The 26394-nt window shown below is 53.4% G+C and carries 21 protein-coding genes; 12 read left to right on the plus strand and 9 right to left on the minus strand.

Going from position 1 to position 26394, the window contains the following annotated elements; translation table 11 throughout:
* Nucleotides 1-191 precede the first annotated feature (191 nt).
* The 4 genes from GOX21_RS07725 (at nucleotide 192) to GOX21_RS07740 (ending at nucleotide 4196) form a co-directional block, all read left to right on the plus strand.
* Nucleotides 192-788 carry a hypothetical protein gene (locus GOX21_RS07725; RefSeq protein WP_170350128.1) on the plus strand — a complete coding sequence of 199 codons (597 nt, stop codon included), beginning with the start codon at nucleotides 192-194 and terminating at the stop codon, nucleotides 786-788.
* 135 nt (nucleotides 789-923) lie between these two features.
* Nucleotides 924-1715 (plus strand): sulfotransferase family 2 domain-containing protein, encoded by a 792-nt coding sequence (locus tag GOX21_RS07730; RefSeq protein ID WP_170376725.1) that lies wholly within the window; start codon nucleotides 924-926, stop codon nucleotides 1713-1715.
* 155 nt (nucleotides 1716-1870) lie between these two features.
* Nucleotides 1871-3202 (plus strand): hypothetical protein, encoded by a 1332-nt coding sequence (locus GOX21_RS07735; protein ID WP_170376727.1) that lies wholly within the window; start codon nucleotides 1871-1873, stop codon nucleotides 3200-3202.
* 223 nt (nucleotides 3203-3425) lie between these two features.
* Complete coding sequence (locus GOX21_RS07740) at nucleotides 3426-4196, plus strand: sulfotransferase domain-containing protein (RefSeq protein WP_170376729.1); 771 nt, start codon at nucleotides 3426-3428, stop codon at nucleotides 4194-4196.
* A gap of 7 nt (nucleotides 4197-4203) precedes the next feature.
* Here GOX21_RS07740 and GOX21_RS07745 read toward each other — a convergent pair whose 3' ends face one another.
* From GOX21_RS07745 to GOX21_RS07760, 4 genes are read right to left on the minus strand one after another with little or no spacing between them, the layout of a single operon-like run.
* Nucleotides 4204-4884 (minus strand): polysaccharide deacetylase family protein, encoded by a 681-nt coding sequence (locus GOX21_RS07745; RefSeq protein ID WP_170376731.1) that lies wholly within the window; start codon nucleotides 4882-4884, stop codon nucleotides 4204-4206.
* A 1-nt stretch (nucleotide 4885) separates the two neighbouring features.
* Entirely contained in the window at nucleotides 4886-5905 is a 1020-nt protein-coding gene (locus GOX21_RS07750; protein WP_170376733.1) for a lipid II:glycine glycyltransferase FemX, read from the minus strand.
* On the minus strand, nucleotides 5902-7116 hold the full coding sequence (locus GOX21_RS07755) for a GNAT family N-acetyltransferase (RefSeq protein WP_170376735.1): 1215 nt from the start codon (nucleotides 7114-7116) through the stop codon (nucleotides 5902-5904). Before GOX21_RS07755 ends, GOX21_RS07750 begins: the two co-directional genes overlap by 4 nt.
* Entirely contained in the window at nucleotides 7116-8069 is a 954-nt protein-coding gene (locus GOX21_RS07760; protein ID WP_170376737.1) for a glycosyltransferase family 2 protein, read from the minus strand. Before GOX21_RS07760 ends, GOX21_RS07755 begins: the two co-directional genes overlap by 1 nt.
* Nucleotides 8070-8289: 220 nt before the next feature.
* Between GOX21_RS07760 and GOX21_RS07765 the strand changes: the two genes are divergently transcribed.
* From GOX21_RS07765 to GOX21_RS07775, 3 genes are read left to right on the plus strand one after another with little or no spacing between them, the layout of a single operon-like run.
* Nucleotides 8290-9381: a lipid II:glycine glycyltransferase FemX gene (locus GOX21_RS07765; RefSeq protein ID WP_170376739.1), complete on the plus strand. Its 1092-nt coding sequence runs from the start codon at nucleotides 8290-8292 to the stop codon at nucleotides 9379-9381.
* Between the two features lie 29 nt (nucleotides 9382-9410).
* On the plus strand, nucleotides 9411-10052 hold the full coding sequence (locus GOX21_RS21705) for a GNAT family N-acetyltransferase (protein ID WP_170376741.1): 642 nt from the start codon (nucleotides 9411-9413) through the stop codon (nucleotides 10050-10052).
* Nucleotides 10049-11209, plus strand: coding sequence for a DegT/DnrJ/EryC1/StrS family aminotransferase (locus GOX21_RS07775; RefSeq protein ID WP_170376743.1), 1161 nt, complete (start codon nucleotides 10049-10051; stop codon nucleotides 11207-11209). Before GOX21_RS21705 ends, GOX21_RS07775 begins: the two co-directional genes overlap by 4 nt.
* 44 nt (nucleotides 11210-11253) lie before the next feature.
* Here the strand turns inward: GOX21_RS07775 and GOX21_RS07780 are convergent, their stop codons facing one another.
* Nucleotides 11254-12798: an oligosaccharide flippase family protein gene (locus GOX21_RS07780; RefSeq protein WP_170376745.1), complete on the minus strand. Its 1545-nt coding sequence runs from the start codon at nucleotides 12796-12798 to the stop codon at nucleotides 11254-11256.
* Between the two features lie 356 nt (nucleotides 12799-13154).
* Here GOX21_RS07780 and GOX21_RS07785 point away from each other — a divergent pair, with 356 nt between their 5' ends.
* The 3 genes from GOX21_RS07785 to GOX21_RS07795 all read left to right on the plus strand — a co-directional run bounded on the left by GOX21_RS07785 (nucleotide 13155) and on the right by GOX21_RS07795 (nucleotide 16856).
* Nucleotides 13155-14417 carry a nucleotide sugar dehydrogenase gene (locus GOX21_RS07785; RefSeq protein WP_170376747.1) on the plus strand — a complete coding sequence of 421 codons (1263 nt, stop codon included), beginning with the start codon at nucleotides 13155-13157 and terminating at the stop codon, nucleotides 14415-14417.
* Nucleotides 14404-15660: a glycosyltransferase family 4 protein gene (locus GOX21_RS07790; protein ID WP_254428488.1), complete on the plus strand. Its 1257-nt coding sequence runs from the start codon at nucleotides 14404-14406 to the stop codon at nucleotides 15658-15660. The genes GOX21_RS07785 and GOX21_RS07790 overlap by 14 nt, the downstream gene beginning before the upstream one ends.
* A 143-nt stretch (nucleotides 15661-15803) precedes the next feature.
* The gene (locus tag GOX21_RS07795; protein WP_170376749.1) at nucleotides 15804-16856 is read left to right on the plus strand and encodes an acyltransferase family protein; all 1053 of its coding nucleotides are present in this window, start codon (nucleotides 15804-15806) and stop codon (nucleotides 16854-16856) included.
* Between the two features lie 935 nt (nucleotides 16857-17791).
* On the opposite strand, the gene GOX21_RS07800 is transcribed toward GOX21_RS07795, so the two are convergent.
* The 4 genes from GOX21_RS07800 to GOX21_RS07815 form a co-directional block, all read right to left on the minus strand.
* Complete coding sequence (locus GOX21_RS07800) at nucleotides 17792-19381, minus strand: hypothetical protein (RefSeq protein WP_170376751.1); 1590 nt, start codon at nucleotides 19379-19381, stop codon at nucleotides 17792-17794.
* A 12-nt stretch (nucleotides 19382-19393) separates the two neighbouring features.
* Nucleotides 19394-20023, minus strand: a complete 630-nt coding sequence (locus tag GOX21_RS07805) for a polysaccharide biosynthesis/export family protein (protein WP_368039997.1) — start codon at nucleotides 20021-20023, stop codon at nucleotides 19394-19396.
* A 98-nt stretch (nucleotides 20024-20121) separates the two neighbouring features.
* Complete coding sequence (locus GOX21_RS07810) at nucleotides 20122-22539, minus strand: tetratricopeptide repeat protein (protein ID WP_170376753.1); 2418 nt, start codon at nucleotides 22537-22539, stop codon at nucleotides 20122-20124.
* An 87-nt stretch (nucleotides 22540-22626) separates the two neighbouring features.
* Complete coding sequence (locus GOX21_RS07815) at nucleotides 22627-23310, minus strand: sugar transferase (protein WP_170350112.1); 684 nt, start codon at nucleotides 23308-23310, stop codon at nucleotides 22627-22629.
* Between the two features lie 665 nt (nucleotides 23311-23975).
* On the opposite strand from GOX21_RS07815, the gene GOX21_RS07820 reads away from it, so the two are divergent.
* Nucleotides 23976-24833 (plus strand): ExeA family protein, encoded by an 858-nt coding sequence (locus GOX21_RS07820; RefSeq protein WP_170376755.1) that lies wholly within the window; start codon nucleotides 23976-23978, stop codon nucleotides 24831-24833.
* Nucleotide 24834: 1 nt separating this feature from the next.
* Entirely contained in the window at nucleotides 24835-26376 is a 1542-nt protein-coding gene (locus GOX21_RS07825; RefSeq protein ID WP_170376757.1) for a GumC family protein, read from the plus strand.
* Nucleotides 26377-26394 lie beyond the last annotated feature (18 nt).

Raw genomic sequence — 26394 nt, forward strand, 5'->3', positions numbered from 1 at the left:
CCGATAGCGGGACGACCCAACCTGACAGTGGTACAACCCAGCCTGACAGTGGGACAACTCAACCTGACAGCGGGAAGACCCAGCCTGACAGCGGGACGACTCTGCCTGACAGCGGTACAACTCAACCTGATAGCGGGACAACCCAACCTGACAACGGGGTCACGCAACCAGATTCAAGCCAATCGTCTCAGATGATGTTCGATGACTTTGTTCTCGATATTGGAGGTTTGCTGAATCAAGACGACATCGGACTGAAGGGTGACACGACCGTCGTGAATACCGGATCCGGCCCCGTTGTAGAATTCGATGGAAAGGACGACTACATAAACTTGGGTCGACTCGAAGAATTCAGTGGTTCAAGTGAGCTTGGGTTTACGGTCGAATTTGCCCGGGACGAAGCCGATGGAAGCGCGCAGCGCCTTGTTTGGAATCACCAGAAAATTGGCTTGATTCTCAAAGACGATGGGTTGGTCGTGAAAGTCGCCAATAATGACGCCAAATTCCACAAAGGCTTCAAAGCAAAGGACATTGGCCTGAACGATCTCGAAAAACATGAGATCACCGTTCTGGTGGATGAAGACGAGGACCGTTTGCAGGTTCTTGTTGATGATCAGGTTGTCATTGATGAAACCGGCGTGGACTTCGACTTTAGCGATGTAAACAACCGGAATTGGACGATTGGATCACAATGGCGGGCCGATATCGATGGTGAGGTCAGCTCCTTTGCGATCGATGATGAGGTCGAGTTTGTTGATACCACTGTTTTCGACAACGCGCTGATTGCCTGACGCCGCTATATTCAGCCAGCAGGCAAAGTGAAACATCTTGGACGGGGCGCAAAATTGCGCCCCGTCGCTGATTGCGATACCTGTATTTTCACATAACGCTATGTAAGTTCTGTATTCTGTCTATGATCGTGATTTATGATTTTGTCTGATCGCTATCGTTTCATTTTCATTCATGTTCCCAAATGCGCGGGAACATCGGTTCGAAACGCTGTCTTACCATTTCATGACGCCGACAGCCGGTTCTTGAAAGCTGTAGAGAACCATCCGAAACTGGGTGAGATTGATTTTCGCCACTTGCCGTTGCTCTTATTGCGAGACCTGGACCCCGAAGCGTTCAGCAAGCTTGAGACCTATGAAAGCTACGCGCTTTTGCGCGATCCGTTTCAACGGTTCCGGTCTGCCATGGCCCAACGTGCGAAGATGTATCTGGGCAAAGAGTTCGCGCAGCTTGAGGATCGAGAGATACGCGACGAGATCGGCAAGGTTGTCACCTATCTACAATCAGAACCTGCCGTGATTGCGCCGGAATATATCCATTTCAGCCGGCAATCGGGCTTCATCGAGGTCGAAGGAAAACGGCTGGTCAGGAACCTATACCCTGTCGAACGGATGGATTGTTTCGTTTCTGATCTAGCCCGCCATATCGGGACAGACGCGCTGGAAATTGGTCATATCAACCAGACTACGGTGTTTCGTTACCAGGGGTTGAGCCGCGTCATGTACGCAGGCAGCGCAGTTGCCAAGCGAGTATTGCCCGACCCGATACATGAGAAGCTGCGCGTTTCAGCCCGAAAAATATTAATGAAGCCAAGTGGTTCCGTCTTGCCTTCTGTTTTTGAGGAACCCGAATTGCGTAATTTCGTGAAAGACTATTATGCGGCAGATTTTGCTTTTCACCAAAAAGCGCTCGAGGATGTTGCAGCATAACTAAATCCAACGCTGCTATGATTTAAACCGGGTGAAAGCCACTGCCTTTGTGATATTCATCAAGAAATGGATTTTTTTCTGCGTTCTGTAGTGGGGATAACAGACAGGTCAGAGGTATTTCTGGTATCATAAGAGCAAAGTGGTGGTGAGTTTCATTGGTAGCATCGACAGGTACAAGAGGGGCTTTGCAGGCGACGGGTGACAGTACCGGCCGCTCGTCTGGGTCGTTTATCCTACCATTGCTATTTCTAAGCTTCATTTTACCGCTGTATTTTCAGGTTGCGGGGCTGCAACTCAGCGGCTATCGCATGGTTTTGTTGATTTTCTTTGTACCGGCAATGATCCGTTGGTTTGATGGGTCCGGAGGGTACTATGCGCCGGACTACCTGATTTTAGGATTTGCATTCTGGACAGTGTTGGCGATCGTGTTCCACCACGGGTTTTCGAGATGGGAATATAACGGTATCGCATTTGTCGAGGCGACGGGTCCGTATTTCATAGCGCGCTGGTTGATACGGGACGAGCATGCATTCCGTGCCTTTGTGCGCTGGATGTTCATTGCGGTACTGCTCATGCTGCCGTTTAGCCTCAATCAGTTCATTTCGAACAATTCTGTGCTTCTCGATTTGTTCAGCAAGGTGGGGAACGTATATCCTACAATTCCACTCGAACCGCGCTTGGGCTTTTTCCGGGCACAGGGGCCGATGCCGCACCCGATCCTTTACGGTGTTTTCTGCAGCGTAGCCTTTTCTTTGGTTTGGTACGTCCTGGGGAATGACAGGGGTTTCACATACAAAGTTAGCAGGTCAGGAGGCGTCTTTCTGGCCACTTTTGTGTCTTTGTCAGCAGGGGCATGGCTTGCGATCATGGTGCAGCTTGGTTTGATGACCTGGAAGAACGTATTCGCTTTTTTACAGAAAAAGTGGAACATGTTGTTGTATATGCTTGGCGGGCTGTACTTGTTCCTCGAAATCGCCGCGGATCGACCTCCTGCCCAGCTGTTTGCAGCCTACCTGACGTTTAAGAAGTCAACAGCTTTTAACCGGATTAATATTTTTATTTATGCGTCAGATGATGTGATGAGAAATCCAATATTCGGGCTTGGGTTCAATCCCTGGACACGTCCGCGATGGATGCTTGGAAGCGTTGACAATTTTTGGCTCGTTATCGCCTTGCGCTATGGGTTGCCAGCACTCATATTTTTGGTGTCTGCCATAATTGTGATCTATGTGATTTTAGGCCGAGCCCAATTGCCCAGCAGGTTGGAAAATTTCCGACTGGGGTACCTTTTTTCTCTGACCGGGTTTTGCATTGCAGCCGTTACCGTGCACGTCTGGGATGCAACATTGTGTCTTTTGATGTTTTTGCTGGGCGCAGGTCTTTGGATGGTCAATGCCAAAGAAGAAAGCGATCAGCCACAATCTGAGATGAAACAAAGCGGAAGGCGGCGAATAAGATATACTCGATTTGGGTCGGAAGACACGTGAATGGGCCAATGTTGGCGGCGGCACAGACGCGTGTTCGGTGAACGATGCAAGAGGATTTCGACAAGTGTCAGTTCAGCAAAGTAAAATTACGACGGATGCCGGAATTGGCCGAAAGCCGAAGCGATCGGCGCTGCAAAAGAAACTGACACAGGTTCCCATCTCGTTTCGCAAAAACTATGGGCTTTTGAAAAACCCTGAGTTTTGGCAAATTCTGCCACTTTTAATGTCCAACAAGTGGCGCGCGCGCGTTGGCGAAAAAGATCAACCCAGAATTTTTGTCGCGACTCACCACAAAGCCATGACCACCTATTTCAAAGCTGTGCTAAAGCTTCTGGCTTTTGGTTTGGATGCCCGATTTGAGGAGCTTTCGAAACTGGCGCCTCAGCCTGAAACCAGGGTCTTTCTATCGGCCCATAGCCGGACGCCTTGGTCTGAAGTTGGCCCCTATCGGGGGATACATATCATGCGTGATCCGCGCGACATAATCGTATCCTCTTATCACTATCATCTGTGGACCAATGAGCTTTGGGCCCATATCCCGGATGAAAACGGGCAGACATATCAGGAAAAGCTACAGGCCGTGGACAAAACCGAAGGCCTGTTCATGACAATCCGTCATTTCATCTTTTTTAACCGCGAAATTCTTGAGACCTGGGATTTGGATGATCCGAATATTCTTGAGGTGTCATACGACGATCTGATGGGGGATCAGCGTGATGCAGTCTATTCCGAGATGTTCAATTTCTTGGGGTTGCAGGGGCAAGAGCATGAATTGGGCGTCCGCCTGATGCGTCTGTTTGAGGCCGGAAAGCGCAGTAAGGTCTCTGCCACGAAAACCAATGAGGGCGCGCATATCCGCAGCAGCCGCAGCGGGCAGTGGAAAGACGAGTTGGAGCCCGAGCATGTGGCATATATTGAACAGGAACTGGGCCATGTTCTGGAAAAATTCGGATATGCCCGAACCCCTGTCACAGGTTCGTCGGGCGCTATCTAAGGGTTGTCTATCGCAGGGGTAGAAACTGTTTTCCAACCATGCCCACCGCGCGGCGCATTCGTCTGCTGACAGGCATCCGGCCGGCGAGGATCGCATCAATCTCAGCCGGTGTCATATCCCCGCGCAGGGATGTGCGCGGGCGCAGAAAGGCTGTGTCGCTCATATATCCCGCATCGCTGGAAAACGCGGTTTTGTAACCAGTGCGGCGCAGGGCACGCAGGACGCGGGCGTTGTATCTGCCAAAGGGTATTCCCGCCTTGGTCACCGCAGCACCGCTTAGTTCTTGCAGCACTTCGCGAGAGCCGGTCAGCTCTTGCTCAAGTGCGGCTGTTCCTAACATATTCCAGGCGACATGCGCGATCCCGTGGCTGCCAACACTCATTCCGGCAGACATCAGTGCTTTGACGTGATCGCGGGTCAGGGAGCCGGGCTCGTCCAATCGTCCCGTCAAAACAAAGAACGTCGCAGTTAGCCCCCGCTGCTTTAGGGCGGGCAGGGCGATCTTGTAATCCGAGAGGTTGCCGTCATCAAAAGTCAAGCAGTAGGTCGACGGGGTGAGGCTGTCTGCAACCCGGTCTAGAACGTCAAAAAACTGTGCCTCAGACAGCCAGTAGGGTGCCTCGCCTTCTTCAAGGTCGTGGGCCGGTGTGCCTATGCCGTGGAAGTTGAGACCAATCAATCGGGCCATGTCAGGATTTCAGCTTTCTGTGCAGTGTTTCAGCAAGATTGATTAGACCTGTGCCAAGCCCACTTTGTCGGGCCTCAAACGGACCCGCCGCCATAGTGTCCACACCACCGGTGCGGAGTTTGAAGCGGGTGACACTTGGATTGGTGTCCTGATCAATGCCCCCCAGATCAAACCACTTGAGTCCTCGGTCCTGGCAATAAAGCACGGCCTGCCACATTAAAAAATGCCCTGTATTAAGCCTCCGTCCTGCATCCGATGTCGCCCCGAACAGATAAGTGGCGTTGTGGCGGGTATATCCGATCGTCATCGCGCCGATATCCACGTTGTCTTTGCGTGCAATTAAAATGTCATGCTCGAAATCCGACCCAGACAGGGCGTAATAGAATTCCGGTGGGATGTCCGGCTGAAACCCTTTGGCGGCCTGCACTTGTTCATAGAGCTTGGAAAAGCGCCCGAACAGGTTCGCTATCGGACCGGTTTCAAGTTCCATCCCCGCCTTGAGCGCATTGCGCAGAGGATTGCGCCATTTGCCGTGCAAAGCGCGCATCAAGGTGTCTTCATCCTGCTCACAATCGACGATCACCGTCCTGTAGTGAGACGCCCGATCCGTTGGCACAAAGCCAGCCCCAGCGGCAACCTGATCTACCGACGGGACGTTGCGCGCCGATAACGCAGATAGTCGGAACCGCAGGATATGTCCGCTTTGCTCAGCATAGGTGCGCAGGGCAGTAAACACGGCCTCTAGTGTCTGCGGCGTGGTCTCGTGATGTACAAGCGGACCAGCCGGGATCCAGACGATGCCTCGCCCCAGGCCCGGCACCAATTTCAGGCGCAGGCAGGCCGCAGCAACGGGTCTGCCTGTCTGATCTGACAGGGTGACAAATTGCGCCTGGGCCCCGATCCGCCGTGCCGCCGCTTGCGCATAGGTTAGGGTTTGCTCATAGGTCAGGTCGCGAAATTCGGCACTGATCCGGGGCCAGTCTTCGGCAGCAACGGTTTGCAGTGTCAGAGAACCGGTCATAGTCGTGTCCGTATCCAGCTGGCCCAGAGCTTGCCGGGTTTCAGCCCCAGTCGGGTTCGAATTTTCAGAAACCAGGCGCGGTAGTAAAACAGGTGCAGCGCATCCGCCCAACACAGCAAAGCCCGCGCTCTCAGCCGCGCCGCAGGACGGTTCGCGGCCAGCACGATGTTATGGATCGGCACCAGCGTACCGCCGTAACTCAGTTTGTATTCGTATTCCCCGGCTCCGGCCTCGACCAGCTGGATACCATCCGTAATCAGCCTCTCTACCCGTTCGATCAGCCCCACACGCCCCAGCCCGACTTTTGCAAATTCAGGATCTGTTTCACGGGCATTCAGCCACCAATAGGCCTTGTCGCCCTGAGTATAGCGCAGTTGGCTCGACAACAGCCTGTCGCCTTGCCATTGCTCATCAATCGTGGCCCGGCCACTGGGGGCCAGCCGGTGCAGCAGGTCGCGATAGAACCCGGCGGCTACGGACCAATCCGAGAAATGCCCGCCTTTCCCAGCGGCCCGCCATTGTTTTGTGTGCAGCGCGATGAACCGGTCCATCATTGGATCGACCATATCCGGGCTTGAGCTGGTGTTGTTTAAAGGCGCTATTTCATTCAAGCGCTTGATATCCCGCCGTACCTCGCGCCGCCGACTTTTTGATAGCGCCTTCATGAACCCATCAAAGCTGTCGGGCAGGTCCATCAAAGTGTGTCCGCGCGGGCTGTCGTCGCGCAAGAGCGACACGTTTTGCACATCCATGGAGCGGAGGATTTTCAGCGATACCGACCGCTCTGACATCGGGGAAAGACTGATGGCGGCGCAGTTCAGTTGTTGGGTCAGATGCGTGAAGACGGCGCGCAGGGCGGCCTCTTCGTGACCGGTAGCAATAGGCAAGGCCATGACCGCGAAATTGGGATCGACCCCGGCCAACCGAGCGATGCGTACGGGAACTGGTCCGGCCCAGATCGTTTCGATGCAAAAAGGCAAGGCACCGATCAACTCGGGCCCGTCCCGTAGAATGAAACACACAGGACAGCGGCTGGAAGCAAAGCTCATGCCATAGTGGTCCCACCAGGCGACCTGCCAATCGCTCAGGAAATAGATATCGGCGCCGGTTGCCGTGACCAGATCATCCCATTCAGCCTTTATGGAAAGGGCCTGGGCCGGTGCCTGTAGGCATTCGAGCGCCTCTTGTGATCTGGTGGAAACCGCATCCATCACGTGGCCGGTTCCTGCCCAAACAGATGATACCGGATTGCGGCTCCCGACAGCCGCAACCGGGCCGAGCGGTCAGGTGTGGCACGCACCAGACCCAGCAGGCCAAAGGCGGTGCCCCGCAGCAGCGCGCTGGTGACGAAGATACTGCGCGTTATCAGCTCTCCGACCCGGCCATAGTGTTTTCGTGCATAGATCGTCTTGCTCTTTTGCTTTTGCACATACATGCGGGACTTGATCTGTGCGGTGCTTTTCGATCCGCCCTCAAGATGCAGAATCCGGGCTTCGGGGGCGAAGACGCAGCGCCAGCCGGCCTCTCGGATACGTCGGCACCAGTCGGCCTCTTCCGAATAGATGAAAAAGGCGTCGTCCAGCAGCCCGACCTTTTCGAACACCGGGCGCGGGACCATCATGAACATGCCCGAGACCACATCCACGTCGCGCTGTGTGGTCCGGTCCCAACCGCCGTATTCCGGCCAGGGGAGCAGCCGTTTCAGCCCAAACTCGATCACCGCCATGCTTAGCGGTCCGGGATCGGCAAAGCAGGTCAGCTGTATGGTTTCGGGGTCTTCGAACACCTGGCATCCAACGCACCCAACATCCGGATGCGTGTCGAGCCATCCGCTCATGACGTCGATCGCATGGTCCAGGATGATCGTATCGGGATTGAGTAGCAAAAGCTTGTCGCCTTTGGCAATCTCCAACCCCTGATTGTTGGCCGCAGCAAAGCCGCGATTACTGGGGTTGGCGATCAGTTTTACGTTGGGAAAATTTTCACTGACCATTTCGGCCGAGCCATCGCCCGAGGCGTTATCCACTACAATGACTTCATGAGGCAGGCGGGTCTGATTTTCTATGGATTGAAGACAATCGCGCAAAATATCGCGCGTATTCCAGTTTACGATAACAATCGAAACAGCGCATCCCGAGCTCTCTGATTCAGATAAAACACTCATGTAACTCTCGATTCCGAGGAAACACACATCGCAACAGGCGCTTAATTCCCCAATACACAGGCCAATGATCCGCATTTCTGCGCGCGAAACCACCGAGGCGGTGAATTATTTTTACATTTCGTGGCATATACCTTCTATATTTTTGAAAAGGATGGCGATTTTAACAGGTTTTGTACTTTTGGCTGACGGTTTGTGGTCGCGCCAGGAAAGTGAGTGGTTAATGGATATCGAATGTTACGATGACCTGACCGGTGAACAAATACATGAATGGCGTGAATTTGTGGCCAGCTGCCAGCATCAGCACCCCAGACAGGACCCTCGGTTTGCCGATGTCGAGCGTGCAATCGGCGGAACTGTGGTTTTTGCGATCGCGCGTCGACAGGGGGAAATTTGCGCCGTAGGCCTGTTTTCGCTGTACCGCAGCCGAATATTGGTGGGCAGATATTCGGTAGCCCTGGCGCTGAGCGGGCCGATCTGCGACGATCCCGAGACGCTGACTGAATTTGTGGTCGCCGTGTCAGGTCACACTCGTTTTGCAAAGGTCGATGCCATCAAGGTCACGCCCTATTGGCTGGATGATGACGCCGATCAGCTGCATCAGAGATTTACGCAAGCTGGGTTGGAGATAACCGATCCAGCGCCCCATCGTGATACCGGGCTGATTGACCTCGACCGTTCTTTGGATGAGTTGCGCAGCTCGTTTTCAAGAAGTGCGCGTCGAAATCTGCGAAATATCGAGGCAACAGATGTCGAAATCCGTCACATCACGTCGCCTGATCAGATCGCGGTTTTTTTTGATTGCCTAAACGCGCTGGTGATCAAGCCCAACAACCTGACCCCGGTCACACGCCCCGAATACGAAGCCGGATTTCAAAATGTATATAACGACCCCGAGGCCGGGGTTCTGTTCACCGCTTATCACCAGGACACATTCTTGGGCGGGTTTTTGTTATATCGTAGTCGGATTACGGCCTTTGCCCGGCGTTTTGTGGCGGACCCCGCCGCGGCCAGCCTGATTGGTAATCTGCGCATTGCTCCATTGCTTTGGCTCAGGGGGATGAAGTGGGCGATGGAGCAGGGATGCACAAACTTGGATGTCGAAGGGTATCTGCCCGATATCGACCGCAGCCATCCTGATTTCAGCGTTCTTGAATATAAAACCTATTTCAAGCCACGCCCGGTCAGACGCGTGGCAGAACATACATTGGTCACTCATCGTCTGTTCCACCAGGCAAATGTGGTTCCGTCACAGTTGAAACAGGTCGCACGGCGCGGTGTCAGGGCGGCGCAGGCCCTGACCAAATCGGGGTAGGGGCCACGGCGCTGCAGGAGGTGTGACGCGTGTTTGGATTAGGACAGAGAAAAAAGCTGATCCTGCTTCGTAGTGCGGCCCATCGCGGCGCCGGCGCTTTTCTGCATCAAGCTTGGGCAACCGTTGCAGATATCGGATTGCGTCGAAGAAATCTGGTGTTTCAGCTTGATGGGGATGACTTTCTGAAAAGCCAGCCTGCGGATGATCCAACACTTGAAGTTAGCAGGGTTTCAGGCTGGCACGATCTGCCCGAGACCCTGCGGCGGCGACTGGAATCCGGCGAGGAAAACCTGGAATGGGGCGACAAGAGTTGGTTCGACAAAGATCGCTGGCTATGGGCGGCAACCCTCGACGGAGAGGTCTGTTGCCTTGCCTGGATTTTGGGTCCCGATGAAGATGAACACTTCTTCTGCGCGGTGCCGTCAGATGCAGAAATACTTTTTCAGATCGTTGTCCTGCCTGAATTCAGGGGGCGTAGCTTGCAGGTCAGGGTACATCGGACCATGATGGCCGAAAGGTTGCAGGCGGGAACGCGGCGCTTTTTTATCGCCTGTCACGAATACAATTACACGTCACGGAGAAACATAGAAAAACTTGGCTTCAGGTTGATCGGATTTCACAATGAATCGCGCTTTACGTCCCGCCAAAGCTGGAAGCCGCTGACAAGATGACGCGGAACCGAATTGCCGACGCCGTTGCGAACATGCCCATGAGGGCAGGCAGTTTTTGGAAGCAGGATGCGCAGGGTGGTATTCTCGCACTATTTGCGAACCGGAAGGTGCATTATGCATTTCAGACACGGGTCGCGATACATGCTGCGTGTGATGTGCTGGGGCTGCAGGACGGGGACGAAATTCTGGCACCGGCTTATAACTGCGGATCAGAGGTTGACCCGCTTGTGCAGGCCGGACTGAAGGTGCGGCTTTATCCGGTCGGTAAAGACCTGCGTACTGATCCAGCGCGGATCGAGCCGCTGATTTCGGATCGGACACGGGCAATCTATGTCACGCATTATTTTGGAATTCTTCAGCCTGAACTGACAGCCCTGCGCGCGCTTTGCAACAACTATGGGCTGCGGATGATCGAAGATTGTGCGCTGAGCCTTCTGAGCGGAAAAAGCCCGGCAGAAGGGCGCACCGGCGATATCTCGGTTTTTTGCTTTCACAAATTCGTACCGGTGCCGGAAGGCGGGGCGTTGGTCGTGAACGCCCCCGATCTGACCGCGGCTGCGCCGTTTCCACGCCCGGCACCGGGAAAAGTGGTCGCGAAGATAGTGGCACGGTCAACCTTGGTAAATGTGCTGGGATCTACCCGGGCCCGAATCCTGAAACGTGCTTTGTCCGGCGGGTCTGGGATGACAGAACCGGACCATGTAACAACCGACGAGATAGACGATATTCCCGGGCACTATTACTTTGATCCAGATTTGCAGAGGCGCCGTATCAGCGTCGTTGCGTCTCGGCAGCTTCGTTCGTTTTCGGTGTCTGATACCATCAAAATCCGACGAGCCAACTGGCATCGATATCGCGAGCGTCTCGAAAAGGTACAGGGCGTTGAGATGTTGAAGTCGGAACTCGAAACCGAGACTTGCCCACTGATCATGCCGCTTGTGGTGAACGGGCGCGACCGGGCAGCGCGTGATTTGCAGGCGCGTGGTATCGGTGCCACGCCTTGGTGGGCTGGGTTCCATCGAAATCTGGATTGGACCGGTCAGGATGAGGCAATAGCGCTAAAGAACCAAGTTCTGTCCTTGCCGCTGCATCAATATCTTTCAGAGGATCATATCGATCACATTGTATCCGCTCTGCAAGAAGTGCTTTCGAGCTGAGGTGCGGGACATGTCCTGAGTAAGGCGAAGTCCAATGCAGAACCTTAATGCGCCGTGACGAGTCTGGATCTTATTTTGGCCACCAACTCCAATGTCATGCTTTCGACGCCTTTGGGTTTACCGCTTAGCTTCCAAAGCAGGAAATGCGTACCGATGTAGGTCAAGATCCCGACCAGAACCTTGATCGCAAATCGAAAGCGCAGCAATGGCAGGTCTTCCTCTGTTTCATAGGCCCAACCCACCGCGTCGCCGCTGCCAAAGGCGCTGCTGACGAACAGAACAACAGAAACCATCGCCAGAGTGGACACAAATGACCGCCAGGCAACAGTTATTGGCCCAAAAAACGTGCGGGTTCCATAACGTTTCGCAATCATCAGAGTTGTAAAGATTGTGACCAAGCTGGCGATGCCTGCTGCGATCAGCGCGCCTGAGAAACCGAATTCCACCCCTTCGCGCATCAGCAGGCAGACGAACACCAAAAGGAACGTGTTCCGGATAAACAGTATCCTGGTAGAGCCTTCAATATAGGCGGCGGACCGCACGTTTTCGTGCAGCGTTTCAAGCGCCTTGAGCGGGGCCAGAATCCATATGACCTGTACGATGCCCAACCACTGCCAGCCGATCACGACCACGACGATATGATTGGCCACTAATGCCATCCCAAGGGAAACCGGTAACACGATCGCAAGAAGCAATTCGTTCAGCCGATTAAACGCCTCATCTTGGCGGTCGGTGTTGCGCGATATATCTGCAAGCCCGGGATAAAGCACACGTTGCAACGGGGCGAACAGCTGTGTTGTGACAAGTGTACTCAACCTGTTCCCAAGCCGGAATACACCCGCATCGGCCAGCCCCAGGGTGGCACCGATGATAAGTTGCGGCATGTTGTTCGAGAAAAACAATGAGACTTGGGCGCCCGTGGTCCAGACCGAAAAGGACAAACAATCGCGCCAGCGTGCCAATGACAATCGTATGGTCATGGGGGCCATGCTGTAGGTCCAGATACTGCGCGTTATCAGCGCACAGACACTGGCGACGATAATTGACCAGAAATCACCCCAAAGCCACGCCAGACTGATTGCAATGATCGAATACACGATCCGGCTTATCGTTTCTTCGGCGGCGGCGAAACTGAACCGTAGTTTGCGTTCAAAAAGGACGAAGCGGGGGCTTTTCAGAGCTATAATCAGTGAAAGGGCACAAAGAATGGGTGCCAGTTGGATCAGCTCGGGTATTTCGAGCAGGGCAAGCAATGGCTGGGTAACGTAGAAAAACAGCGCAGCGACGACGCCAAGGATTACCTGAAAGGTGAAAACGGTTTTGAGATGCTCAAGAGTGACATCGTCCAGTCGGATCAGAACTGTTGCGATCTGCCGCTGCATCATTTCCAAAAAGGCCGTGGCGACCAGGAAATAGGCGGCGATACCGAAATCTTTTGGTGCAAGCAGCCGGGCGGTTACGATCAGTGTGATCAATCCAAGCGCTTGCCGAAACAGGCTGGAGGCAAGCAATGTGGTTGCCCCCACCGCAAGAGCGGACGTGCGGGCAGACGTGCTTTTATCCACAACAGGATCGGACGGCTGCTTCAAACTGTTAACTTCCCAAACTCATAACAAACGACGCATATCTGCATTAATGTTTCCATATTCGCGATCCATTGTGAGGTCCTTAGACGTGTGAGATCGCGATTCTGGTGTTCTGACCAGACGACTGATAAGTGTCAGCATAGTGCTACTTTGTATGTGCCTCGCAACGGTTTTGTCTTATTTGTCAAATGATACTCGTATCTCGTACCCGTACGTTGAATTCTGTTTCAAAGTACATTCTCAATTGGTGTCATGAATTGGACACCAAATGCAGAAAGAAGCCAAGCACGACGGTTTACATGTCTTTTGTCGCGGCAGGATAGATAATTGGGTGCTGAGTTTTAGAGCGGTATTGCGGTATGAAAATTGCAATTTTCGGGCTGGGTTATGTGGGCTTCACGGCGGCGTGCTGTTTGACCCGCGAAGGGCACGCGGTAATCGGCATCGACGTGAACGCCGATAAGGTTGCTGAAATCAATGCTGGTCAGCCCCCGATTAAAGAACCCAAAGTGGCTGAACTGCTGACCGAAGCGCTTAGCAAGAACCTGATACATGCGGTGGTGGAAACACCGGATCTGTCTGATGCAGATTTGGCCATTGTCTGTGTTGGCACCCCTAGCGCGACTGACGGGTCGCATAACATGGATTTTGTGGCTGAGGTGACGCGCCAGATTGCCGAGACCGTGTCGCCTGATCGGGTGCGACCGTTGACGGTTGCGTATCGGTCGACCTTCCGGCCCGGCACGGTGCGCCAACTGATCGAGCCGATCTTCCGGAGCCAACTGGGGGATCAGACGGCGCAGGCCGTCGAAATCATCTACAACCCGGAATTCCTGCGCGAAGTGTCGGCGGTGGACGATTACTTCAACCCGCCCAAGATCGTCGTCGGCACAGCGAATGGAAATCGCTCTGACGTGATGGACGCCCTGCACGAAAATCTGGACGCCCCGGTGTTCTATACCGCCTTCGAAGAGGCCGAGATCACGAAATTCGTCGACAACACCTGGCACGCGACCAAGGTGGCATTCGCCAATGAGATCGGTCGCATCTGTCACCGGATGGGCGTGTCGGCGAAAACCATGCATGAGATTTTTGTCTCGGACACCAAGCTCAACATCTCGGCTTACTACACCCGTCCCGGGGGCGCGTTCGGGGGGTCTTGCCTGCCCAAAGATGTCCGTGCGCTGCAGCATATCGCCAGCGAGGTCGGGGCGCATACGCATCTGATCGATAGCCTTTTGCAGACCAATCAGGCGCACAAGACCTATCAGGCGCAGGACATCATGGCTCGCTTGCCCGAGGGGGGCAGGGTGCTGATGGCGGGGCTGGCCTTCAAGGCCGGAACCGATGATTTGCGCGAAAGTCCCAATGTCGATATCGCCCGGCGGCTGCTGGACGCAGGCTATCAACTGTCGATCTATGATCCGGCCATCGAACCTGCTGATCTGCGGGGACAGAACCTGGGCTATGCCTTCACCCATTTGCCCAATGTGGGCAGCCTGCTGGTGAACCGAGCCACGGCCGAGGCCGGGCCCTGGGATCTGGTGATTGGATCGAACCGGATTATCAATGATCTGAACCTTGGCGATACAGAGGTGGTGCGGACCTATGAATATGACTAGCCCGCCGCCTGCCGTTCAACCGATCTCGTTTGAGGAACTGCGCCAGACCCAACCCCTGAAGGGGTTGAAAGTTCTGATCGTGGTCGAAAACCTGCCCGTGCCTTTCGACCGCCGGGTCTGGATGGAGGCGCGCACGCTGGCGGCCGCCGGCGCGCTGGTGTCGGTCATCTGCCCCACCGGCAAAGGCCATGAGGCACGCGTGTGGGAAGACGAGGGGATCAAAGTCTATCGCCACCCTCTGCCTTTGGATGCCAGCGGGGCACTGGGCTACCTGCTGGAATACGGCGCGGCGCTGTTCTGGGAAAGCTGGCTGGCGTTGCGGATCAAGCTGACGCGCGGTTTCCATGTCATACATGGCTGCAACCCGCCCGATCTGATCTTTCTGGTGGCGCTGCCGTTCAAACTGTTCGGGGTGCGCTATCTGTTTGACCACCACGACATCAACCCCGAGCTGTACGAGGCCAAATTCAACAAGCGGGGTTTCTTCTGGAAACTGATGAAGAAATTCGAGAGGCTGACCTTTGCCTCGGCGCGGGTGTCGATCGCGACCAACGAAAGCTATCGTAAGATCGCCATCGAGCGCGGTGGCATGGCGCCCGAAGATGTCTTTGTTGTCCGCTCAGGCCCGGACCTCAGCCGCCTACAGCACCTGCCCCCGAACCCCGATTGGCGCAACGGGCGCAAGTATATGGTGGGTTATGTCGGCGTGATGGGCGATCAGGAGGGGATCGATCTGCTGCTGGAGTCGGTGGCGCATCTGGTGCAGGTTCAGGGGCGTGACGATATCCAGTTCTGCCTTGTGGGCGGTGGTCCCAGTCTGGACAAACTGCGCCAGCAATCGGTGGATATGGGGCTGTCGGATTATGTCACCTTCACTGGCCGTGCCCCGGATCACGATCTGTTCGAAATCCTGTCAACCGCCGATGTCTGCGTGAACCCGGACCGGGTGAACGAGATGAATGACAAATCCACCATGAACAAGATTCTGGAATACATGGCGTTCAAGAAGCCCATCGTTCAGTTCGACGTGACCGAAGGGCGCTTTTCCGCGCAGGAGGCATCGCTTTATGCAAAAGCCAACGATCCAGTGGATATGGCGGACAAGATCACTGAATTGCTGGCGGATGACGAACGTCGCGCCACCATGGGCCGGTATGGCCGTGCGCGGGTTGAGGCGGAAATGGCCTGGCCCCATCAGATACCCGCTCTGATCGCGGCGTATCAGCGTATTTGGAAAGGGTAGGGGCCGCCCTGGCTATTTAACGATTTTCAGGAAACAGTTCTCGCATGAGAAGGCATGCAAACAAGTGAATCCAGGCACTTTGCTTGACGTATTACCAATTCATGTCATAGTTTTTCTCCCTTTTCGGCAAATGGAATGTTGTATTGCTATATTCTATTCAAGCGCTCAGGGCGATTGCCGCGTCTGCCGTTGCATTGCGTCACAGTGTGTATTTTGTTGATATTTCAAGCACTGACGCTTTTCCGGTAAGCAACTACATTTCGGGCTTGGGTTCTGCCGGTGTTCATATCTTTTTTGTTGTCAGTGGCTTCATCATGATGTGGACCAACCAAGACAGCAGCAGCAACTGGCGTTCCTTTCTAAGAAAACGCTTTTCGCGCATCTACCCGTCCTACTGGTTAATTGCGGCGCTGAGCATTCCGGCAGCCCTCTATCTGGGTGCACAACTGCCTGACACCGCAGAAAAATGGTTTGGCGCCTTTTTCCTGCTGCCAGAAGGTGCAAGCTCATTGATCTTTGTGGGTTGGACACTGGCCTACGAAGTTTACTTTTATCTGCTGTTTGCCTTGGCACTGGCACTGGGTCTGCCAGCGTTTTACCGGGTTCTGTGGTTGACCGTGTTTTTTGTAGCCAGCATCTTTGTGGGAGTCTTCTTGATCCCTCCCAGCATGGGGTTCATGGGGCTTCCCAAATTGGTCACCAGTGTTTTACTTCTTGAATTTGCAGCCGGTGCTTGGATCGGGTGGATGGCAACACGTGGGTTAAAGGCGACCGTCAGCTCAGCAAGCGCCATGATCCTGATAGCTGCGGCTGGGTTTGGCCTAAGCCTTTGGTTGGGTTACAAACAATACCCTTCGGTAATTTTATGGGGTATCCCAAGTATATTGCTGGTCATTGGATGCATTTCGTTGGAGGCGCGTGGCGTTGGACAGCGATTTTTTCGTTGGCTCAGCCCGCTTGGGGATTCCTCTTACGCGCTGTATCTCATCCATGCGATTCTCATTCCGCTTCTAATGGCGTTCATCCCACAATTGGACGATTTGAGCCTTTTCGTGTTTCTCACCCTCTCATTTGCGATTTTTTTGATCAACATTCTGATCTCACATCTTTACTTCCTTTACGTAGAGCGGCGATTGGTGCGGTTGTCTAATCAGTTACTCGCCGAGAAAACGAGTGCAAGGCACAGATCACAATAGCAGAGCAGACGGGCTCTATTTGCGCGTAAGATAGTTTATTGGGCTGCTATGCGTTGATACAGCGTCCACGGTTTGGCTGCGGCCAATACCCTGAACCCATCGATCTTCTGCTGCAAAAGAATCCATCGCACAGATTACGACGGTATCCGCTATTGCTTGAGGCAAAACAGCTGAAGCTGAAGCGCCGTGCGATCAGTATCCTCGCTGATCTTTCAAGTGTAGCCTGTAAATCGCCTAGTGATCCGGCCACCCGATTGGGCTGTTGTGTGGGGTTGCCAATTGTCGGCACTGGGGTTTCGTTGAAGATCATAAGAGAAGACAAGGGTATGCAATGGGGCCATAAGACTTGGGGTCTGTGGTACTCTCCAAAAAAAGCAACGACCCCACGGGCGTTGCGATCACGGATCGCCATTAAGAGTGTTTTCAAAGACAGGATTGAAGCCAGAAGCGTTAGCAAAAAAGAAGGGGACGCGCACTTAGATGCCCGACGCCAAATAAGTTTGGGGGTGTGATCAGATCCAGCACTGCACGGAGTAATACGGCAAGCTTCTTGCGACTATCGATTCGTAAACCCTATTAGAAGACCTCTTATCGCCCCCCCCCCACAGGACAATGCCAAATCTCTGGTCTAGCGTGTGCCACGTAGAATCCGCCACCTGCAGTTGCCGTATGCAGGAATAACAAGGCGGAAACGAAGCTAAAAGAAGCTAACCATGCGTCGAATCTATTTCCCTTGAATACGATGGGCTGACGCGGGTGAACAAGTGGTCCGATCACTTGTCTTTGGCCCGGCGTTGTTGCCAGCAGGATTTAGGTGGCAAAGCACACCAATGTCTTGCCGATCCAAGGACGGATCGGGTTGCTCAAAATCCCGATGATCACGGCCACGCTCGGCCTGCGTCAAGGGGCCGGTGAGCATTCAATTTTAATGCGGCTCAGGGTTTAAGAGTGAATCGCCGCCCAAGTGTCAAAAACGCCGTGCTTGAGCTGGCAGTAAAGTTATTTTGGTCATCCCTTTCGTATTGGTAGCCAATATTCATCGCCCAGTCCTTTGTGATTGCACGACTGTAAGAGGCGCTGATCGTGCCCCGGGTGCGTGGGTTTGATGGACCTGAACCTTCTGTTTGCTGATCAAGAACATCGACACTGAAAGAGAGCGCCGAAACAGGATTAATGAAATAGTCATATGTCAGAAAGGCTAATGTCTGGCGTGTTTCCAAGCTGTCGGTACTGGTACCAACCCGTCGTTGAATCGTTGCACCGATCCGGGAACTAAGCAGCCGGTACGAATAGTTGAGCTGGCCGATCGGGGTTATCTCGTCAAAAGGCCCCCGGGTGAAACCAATATCAAAATTCAACGTTCCGTTTGTTAGCTGGTAGTTGCGTCCGGCAGTTGCATTCAGCCTAGTGCCGTTCACGCCGAATGTTTGATTGATCCGTACGTCGGCGTTTCCATCTGACAGCGCCTTGTTCCAAGCAAAGTTCCAGACGAAGCTTTCAGTGGTGTTACTCGTATTTGTCGCACGTTGCGTATCGTCGACCTGGCTGTATCCGGCATCCAACGAGACGAATGTCGTGGAAGAGAGGTTATATGCTCCACCCGCTGAAACAGTTGTAGTCTGCGTTTCAGTTCGCACGTTGTCTTCGGCCGTAAAATCTTCGTAACCGACGCTCAAATTTCCCTGTAAAACCGGAGAAATCTGGAACAACAGTGCTGAATCAAAAATATCTGATCTGTTTTCGATCAGACTCGGGTCGAATGTGTCCTTATAGCGGCGTTCGCGGTGGCTGTAGTCGAACTGGAATCCCACAGGGGCATTCAGACCCACGGCCCAGCTCAGGTTCGCAAGGGTGTTGATCTGATCTCCGGCGGTTCCGAGTACGTCGGCGGAATCGATGATGCCATCCAGGTTGGTGTCTGTCAGCGACCGGTTAAAGGCCAAATCCCGTTCGGTATAATCCAACAGCAGGTCAAGGCTGCTGTTCAATCGGGTACGCTGATAAGCCAATTGCGCGGATGGATCAGAAAACGATGATTCAGTCCCTATGATCGGTTCGTTGGCGATCCGGTATAAGCCCGATAAATCGATAGCCAAAGTGGAATCGTTTGCTTGCTTCAGGATATTCAGGGCGAGCTCGTTTTCCCACCAAGTGGTTGATCCGAGAGACGGATCTGTCAGTCTGAGATTGTTATCATGCCGCAGTGAGGACAGGTAATCTAGCGTGACAATCAAGTCAGACCCCGTACCGGCTGACTGGACAATTGTGGGTGAGCCAACCTGCCGGGCTGGGTTCTGCAGAGCCTGTTGTGCAATCAGCTGTTGGCTGGGCGTTTGCTGAACAACCGTTGATTGGGCGGTCGACTGCTGCAGCGGTGTCTGCGTTGCAGCAGTGGTCTGTGCCGTCGTCTGCTGTATCGGCGGTTGTGGGATTGGGCTTTGTTGACCAACTGCTGGCGTCAATGATGCAGCAAAAGCTACCCCGCACCCCAGCGAAGCGGACAGCCTGTTCCTAAATTTTCCCACCTGTATAAGCCCCTATTCGAACAAGCGGCGTGCTGGAACAACAACAACGTCTCCGGGTTTGAGCAAAGTATTTCCCTGGATGCCGCCGCCCGTGCCTTTGTAGTTGTAGGTGTATCTGTTCATCACGCCTGTTTTAGTGTCGGGCCGCCGCAATTCGATGCGTTTTCTGGCCGCAAAATTGGTCAAGCCGCCAGCCTGAGCCAAAATCTGAAGAATGGTCGTACCCTCTGTCGCAATATGTTTCCCAGGTGCGTTGACCTCACCCATTATGAAAACGTCGATCGTCGGACCGGTTGGAGCGAGCGCGCCCTGCAACGGGGGCGGTGCAAGCGATGCCACCGAAATAAATACAGTCGGCGGTGCATTGAAGTTGGAAGACAGCGCCGACGAGAGCGACGAGCTTAGCCCATTGGTGGATTGCCCGGCTGCGCGAAGCGAGCCAGCAAGCGGGAAGTTAATGGAGCCGTCCGGCAGAACCAATATGGTTCGGTTCAACGTGGGGTCTTCCAGAACTTCGACCTGAAGCGCATCACCCGGTTGGATTTGATACGAGCCTTGCGCCCACGATGCTGATGCTGCGACCATGGCGAAGACTAGAGAAATCAATGCTCTTATAACTGTACGCATATATAAATCTTTCACTTTTCCCTCCCTTTTTACCTTTATGTTATTTTCAAAACAATCTGTTGGTTTTTTGACAGGGGCATGGTGCGGCAGAAATGCAGCGTTCCGTCCCCGCATTATTGTCCAGCGATATTTGCTGCGTTCAATTGCTTTATTTCATCCTCTAATGTTGGAGATACATTTAATGTAACCCCAGTTTCTTGTGCGGCCCTAAAGGCGTGCAACGCCGCTTGTGGCTGGTTAATTGCAGCATAGGTTTTGCCCAGATGGTAAAGTACCAAGGGTTGGTCCGGCAAAGCCCTGGCCGCTGGCTCAAGGTATATGAGCGCTTCTTGATAGCGGCCCAGCTGATAGGCAACCCAGCCATAAGTATCCTGAAATTCGGGTATTCTTGTCCCATGCAACCGTCGCGCCAGATGGGCCGCTTGTTGCAGGCTTTCGTCGTCGTTGCGGTGACTCGTCAGAAGGCTTGCCAATTTGTTGGCCACGATCTGAGACTGGTTGCTGAGAGGGTACAGCTTTTCATAGACCGCAATCGCCAAGTCTAGTTCCCGGGCGCGTTCGTGTTCTGTCGCCTGCAGCAATAAAAGATCTGGATTCTCCGGCAGAGTTGATAGCGCTTCATCCAATATGGCTTGGGCCTGTTCAAGCTGTTCGCGCTGAATATGCAATGAAAACAAGCTGGCCCAGACACGGGCCGCGTCCGGGTGATCTTTGAGGATCGCGCGGTGAAGTTGCTCGGCCTCGTCGAGCTTACCTTCACCCGTCAGAACGCGAGCTTTCATAAAGCGCAGGTTCAGCGATCCCGGGTCTTCCGCCAGCAATTCATCAAGTCGGTTGGCGGCACCGGTCACGTCGCCCTGTATTAACATCTGCCGGATAAGCGCAATGTCGGCTGACAGGCCAAATTCAGGATCGTTTGCCAGTTCGTCCAAGAAAGCCGTCATTTCATCCTTGCGTTGCTGGGTCGACAGCATTTGTGATCTGAGGTCGTCTAACCGTTGACGCGCGCCTGGGTCGTCCAGATTGCGGAGTTTGTTCAACACCACATCGAGTCGTTCCCAGTTTTGCAGGTTTAGGTACACATTGCCGAGAGCCAATAACAGTTCAGGGTTCTCGGGAAGCCGGTACAAAGCGTCGTTCAATACGCGTTCGGCAACTACTAGATTGTCCTCTTCAAGAAGGAACCGGGCATAGTTCAGTGTCTCTTTTTGTGCATTCCGGGACGCCTCTGTCGCGAGTGCCAACATTTTACCCATCACAACCCGATCATCGTTGCGCTCGTGGGCGCGCGCCATCAAGGTCATAAGCTGTGAATCCCGAGGTGTGACATCCAGCGTTTTGCGCAACAGCACGATTGTGTCGTTGATTTTATTTTCTTCTATCAACCACGCTGCCTTCAATTTTACAGCTTCAATGTGTGTTGGGTCTTCGACAAGGACGCGCTCAATCAAAGCTCGGCCTTCCTTGGTCTCGCCGACATCCAATAGCATCCGGGCGAATTCCACTTCGCTGTCGCGGGTTTGCGTGGTCCGCTTTGCGTTCGCAAGCAACTCCCGCATCTCGCCAAGTGCGGTTTGCGTGTCCCCGATCTGGAATTTTAGCACTGCCCGTGTGGTTTTGAATCGCGGCGTATCGATTGTGTCCAAAGCAATAATCTGATCCAACTCGGCAATCGCCAGGTCAGGGCCACGGTACTCTGCCAGAAACGCGATGAGTTTTTGCGTCGAAAGGGGGTCCTGTGCCTCCTGCTCTGATTGTTCCCGCAGAAGGCCTTCGGCGGCATCCAGTTTCTTATAGCTAATATAATGTTCGAAAAGACTTTGCTGAATGCTTGTGTCCTCGGGGAAGACCTGCTGCATCTGCCTCAGCTGTTTTTCGATTTCCTCGGGCTTTTGCAGTTCCTGCAACGCGCCGAGCCGAATGGTATGCAACTTGGCCTGCTGCGGCGCAAAGCTTAGAGCAATATCGGTTTCGCTTAACACAGTTTCCCAATCCTGAGAGCGGACCAGATCGTCGATGACGATCTGTCGCGCGGACAACAGGTCGGGGCGGTCCTTTAGGAAATCATGGGCGATGGCGACGGTGAGTTCTGCCTCGGCTGTTTTCTTGGTGTTGACGGCCTCGGTATAGGTCAGCGAGTTGTTGAGGGATTTGATCTCGATGTCATCGGGGGCAAGTTCTTTTGCAACACCCGCATAGCGGCGCAGATCTTCCCAGTTCTCAGTTTCCAAAGCCATCTCAGCCAACGCGCGATGTCCTTCGAGGTTGTCCGGGTATTGCTCGACCAGTAACAGAAACTGGCTGTAAGCGATCGAGGCATTGCCGCGTTCACGTTCCAGCCGGGCATAGATCAGGCGGGCTTCTTTGTGTTTGCTATTCAGTTTGAAGACGTTTTTGAATTCGTACAGCGCGCTCTCGACATCATCCTTTTCAAGGAGGGCTAGACCAGCCTGAAAATGTGCCTCGGCCCGTTCTTCGGCTGTGTCACATGCGCTCAACACCAGAACTGCCGCCAAAAAAACAGCCGCCAATCTGTTGCCAAAGGATAAAAAAGTTACACGCAACGCTATACTCCCGCAGAATCTACGAAAGGTGCCCACCTTGTGGCGTGCCCTGCCTCAGCAGCCGGTGCCGCGCAAAACAACGGAAACCGTCCTGATCAGGATGGAAAGATCAGTGCCGAACGACATACTCTTCCAATACTCAGTATCATGAAATGCACGCTCGGCAAAAGTAGACTGGTTGCGTTTGGAAACCTGCCACGGCCCAGAGATGCCCGGCCGCATGGAATTGTAGAAATCGCCAGGATACAGTTTTTGCTGGTTCACCATCATAGGGCGGGGGCCGACCATGGACATCTCGCCTGTGAAAACGTTCCAGAACTGCGGTAGCTCATCCATCGAGGATTTGCGCAGAAACGACCCGAACTTGATGATGCGCGGATCATTGAGGAGCTTTTGATTGCGATCCCACTCTTCCCGTGCGCCCGGGTTGTTTGCCAGATGCTTTTTGAGAACTGTCTCGGCGTCATGCACCATGGTGCGCAGCTTGAGCATTTTGAAAATCTTGCCGTCTTTGCCGACCCGTTCCTGCCGATAAAAAGGCGTCACACCCTGGCAGGCCAGAAATACGGCCAAGAACAAAACCATGGGCACAACAAACGGCGCTGCAAGCAGCACAAAGACGATATCAAAGATGCGTTTTCCTACACTTCTGTAAATCCCTGGGTAGGTCGCCAGGGCAGGTGCAACAGAAATATTAGAGTAGCCAGTATCGGCTACGTCCTTCGAATGACTTGTCACTATTTAAACCCCCAGCACAAACAAAAAACCAAGAACCACTTACCCAACTCAGAAACTGACTACGCTCAACCTCGTCACGTATTTAAGAAATATTGTTTTATTATATTTCAGAGCATTGCCGTTTACACACACGATACCAGCCTGCTCCACTCGCAAAGATTAACAAATTCTGGTCATCTTGCAAAACATTAATCATGACAGCTTTGTGCGCAGAACCTGAAAAGAGTGGGTATTTCAGGGTTGTTTGGAGCTGGGATGCGCCAGACCTGATTGAGGGTCTTGTGAGATTCTGTATCCAATACTGCAACAATTTGCATAAAACTTAGTTTTTGGTGCTTAATACTGCATTGTGCGGCGGGGCGGGAATTTTCTTTGTGAGGCTAGTCTTTGGTCTCTTTGCCGCTTTTCTGCACAGTCTTCTCAAGTGTTTGATGGGCATTACGACGGATACCACCAGGGATTGAGGTGGGCGAGCGCCAAATCACCAAGTGTGAAATTTAGTGCTGATTGCTAGTGTGATTTTGTGGCAGAGTAGTCCCCAGCTGCATTTGATTTATGTAATATGTGTATCGTGTAAGAGGTTTCTGGTGGTTCAGGGTATGAGTGTGGGTAATCTCCGGGGGGCCAGTACGAGGTTTGACAAGGCGGAAGGCAACCGTGGTGCAATGGCGTCCAGTGACGGGTTTTATTTAGAATTCTTCGGGCTGGACCGGCGCCCCTTTACGCTGCTTCCGGACCCTGGGTTCATGTATTGGTCACCGCTGCATAAACGCGGTTATTCGGTGCTGCAATTTGGGATCATGAGCTGCGCACCGATTACGCTGTTGACTGGTGAGATCGGGGCCGGCAAGACGACCCTGGTTCAGCAACTTCTGAGCGAAATGGAGCAGCAGATCACCGTCGGGCTGATCTCCAACGCACAGGGCGGGCGAGGAGAGCTGCTGCAATGGGTGCTTCATGCGCTGGGTTTGCCGATTAATAAAGACGCCACCTACGTGCAGCTGTTCAGGGCGCTGCAGGATTTTCTGGTCTCGGAATATGCCGCTGGGCGGCGGGTGGCTCTGATTTTCGATGAAGCGCAGAACCTGACAGTCGAAGGGCTTGAAGAAATCCGCATGCTGACAAACATCAATGCCAACACGGATGAGTTGATCCAGCTTGTTCTGGTCGGACAGCCCGAACTACGTGATTTGGTTCTGGACCCGAAAATGCGCCAGTTGACGCAAAGGGTGGCTGCAAGTTTCCATCTGGAGCGGATGGATGAAGCTTCGGTCGAAGCCTACATCCGGCACCGGATGAAGACGGCGGGTGGCTCAGGCGAGGAGTTCACGGATGACGCCTGCGCACTGATTTTTCAGCAGACCCGCGGCGTTCCGCGCCTGGTGAATCAGTTTTGCGATTTCGCCCTGATGTACGCTTGGACCAACGAAGCTGACAAAGTTGATGAAGATGTTGTCAATCAAGTGGTCGAAGATGGTGTATTCTTCGGGGGGAATTCACTAGAAAAGGAGGCAATAGTCTGAAATGGGCCCGGTTCGTTACTATTCTTCCATTTTTCTGAGGCGGCTCCCGTATTTCCTTGCTGTGTCTTTGGTTGTTTCGGTGGCTTCCGTCATCATAGCGATAACGTTGCCTCCGTCATACGAGGCTCAAATGCGGCTAATCGTTGAATCTCCTCAGATTTCTGGGCACCTGGCGTCCAGTACTGTCAATACTCCTGCTTTCGAACAGATGCAGATCGTTGAGCAGCGCCTGCTCACACGGCCGGTTCTTCTGGAAATAGCGCGAAAGCAGTTGGTTCTGGAAAACATAGACAATGCAAGCCCCGATCAGATTGTTGGTGTCATGCGCAACAACACGACGATTCAAATCAGCTCTGGTCAGGGCCAAGCCAACCTAATGACAATTTTCTTCAATGCGCGATCGGGTCAGATCGCTGCCGGGGTGTTGAATGAATACCTGACCGAGATTCAGAAGCTCGACGTGACCTATCGCAAGAACCGCGCGTCAGATACGCTTAGTTTTTTTGAAAAAGAAGTCGAGCGTCTTGGGAAGGAGCTTGATATACGAAGTTCCCGGATATTGGAATTCGAGAGAGAAAATTCCGACGCATTGCCAAGTAACCTTCAGTTCCGAACCGCGCAGCAAGCGGCATTGCAGACCAATCTAGAACAAACGGATCAGCAGATTTTCTCGCTTAAAAGCCAACGCGAGAAACTTTTGGAGATTTATGGTTCAACCGGCCAGATCGTGGGCGTAGCACAGCAAAACAGAACACCTGCGCAGGCGCAGCTGGATCAGTTGCTGAACGAACTCGACTCTAAGCTCGCGATCTATTCGGAAACCAATCCGCAGATAAGGCTTCTGCGTGCCAGAATTTCCAAATTGGAAGAAACTGTAGTTGCCGAACAGGCAGCCAATACAGCAGCGACTAACCCTCAGACGGGCAACTCGACGCTGGATCTACAACTGGCCCAATTTGATTCTCAGATTTCGGCCCTTGAGGATCAAAGGATTTCAATTGTGGACCGCTTGGCCAAGCTGACGCTGACGATTGATCAAACCCCGGCCAACGCGATTGCGCTTGCAGAGCTGCAGCGGGATCATGACAACATCCAGGCCCAGTATAACAGTGTGGTCGATCGATTGGCGGCGGCATCGACCGGTGAACGGATTGAAGTGACAGCACAGGGTCAGCGCATATCGGTAATCGAATATCCTGTCGCGCCAGCTGCGCCGACAAAACCCGACCGCATGATGGTAGCGGCAGGGGGAACTGCCTTTGGCATTTCGCTTGGCCTGGCTTTGGTTGTTCTGCTGGAACTTCTCAACCGTACGGTGCGTCGTCCAGAGGATTTGATCAACAAGCTCGAAGTGTGGCCGATCGCAACCATTCCCTATTTGCCCTCACGAGGAGAGATGATTAGGCGCCGGATTGGCTGGAGCATGGTTGTCCTGGCTATTCTGATTGGTGTGCCCGCGGCAGTTTGGGCTTTTCATACGTATTACTTGCCGCTGGATTTGATTGCAGAACAAGTGATCGAAAAGTTGGAGGTCTATTGGTGACTTTTGTATCTACAAGAT

Source organism: Ruegeria atlantica (genome assembly GCF_013032005.1).
Classification (GTDB): domain Bacteria; phylum Pseudomonadota; class Alphaproteobacteria; order Rhodobacterales; family Rhodobacteraceae; genus Ruegeria; species Ruegeria atlantica_A.

Excerpts from the sequence above, each read along its gene's own strand:
- GOX21_RS07725 (WP_170350128.1), top strand. The coding sequence starts at position 192 with ATGATGTTCGATGACTTTGTTCTCGATATTGGAGGTTTGCTGAATCAA.
- GOX21_RS07775 (WP_170376743.1), top strand. The coding sequence starts at position 10,049 with ATGACGCGGAACCGAATTGCCGACGCCGTTGCGAACATGCCCATGAGG.
- GOX21_RS07740 (WP_170376729.1), top strand. The coding sequence starts at position 3,426 with ATGTCCAACAAGTGGCGCGCGCGCGTTGGCGAAAAAGATCAACCCAGA.
- GOX21_RS07825 (WP_170376757.1), top strand. The coding sequence starts at position 24,835 with ATGGGCCCGGTTCGTTACTATTCTTCCATTTTTCTGAGGCGGCTCCCG.
- GOX21_RS07820 (WP_170376755.1), top strand. The coding sequence starts at position 23,976 with ATGGCGTCCAGTGACGGGTTTTATTTAGAATTCTTCGGGCTGGACCGG.
- GOX21_RS07730 (WP_170376725.1), top strand. The coding sequence starts at position 924 with ATGATTTTGTCTGATCGCTATCGTTTCATTTTCATTCATGTTCCCAAA.
- GOX21_RS07785 (WP_170376747.1), top strand. The coding sequence starts at position 13,155 with ATGAAAATTGCAATTTTCGGGCTGGGTTATGTGGGCTTCACGGCGGCG.
- GOX21_RS07790 (WP_254428488.1), top strand. The coding sequence starts at position 14,404 with ATGAATATGACTAGCCCGCCGCCTGCCGTTCAACCGATCTCGTTTGAG.
- GOX21_RS07750 (WP_170376733.1), bottom strand. The coding sequence starts at position 5,905 with ATGACCGGTTCTCTGACACTGCAAACCGTTGCTGCCGAAGACTGGCCC.
- GOX21_RS07745 (WP_170376731.1), bottom strand. The coding sequence starts at position 4,884 with ATGGCCCGATTGATTGGTCTCAACTTCCACGGCATAGGCACACCGGCC.
- GOX21_RS07765 (WP_170376739.1), top strand. The coding sequence starts at position 8,290 with ATGGATATCGAATGTTACGATGACCTGACCGGTGAACAAATACATGAA.
- GOX21_RS07755 (WP_170376735.1), bottom strand. The coding sequence starts at position 7,116 with ATGGATGCGGTTTCCACCAGATCACAAGAGGCGCTCGAATGCCTACAG.
- GOX21_RS07760 (WP_170376737.1), bottom strand. The coding sequence starts at position 8,069 with ATGAGTGTTTTATCTGAATCAGAGAGCTCGGGATGCGCTGTTTCGATT.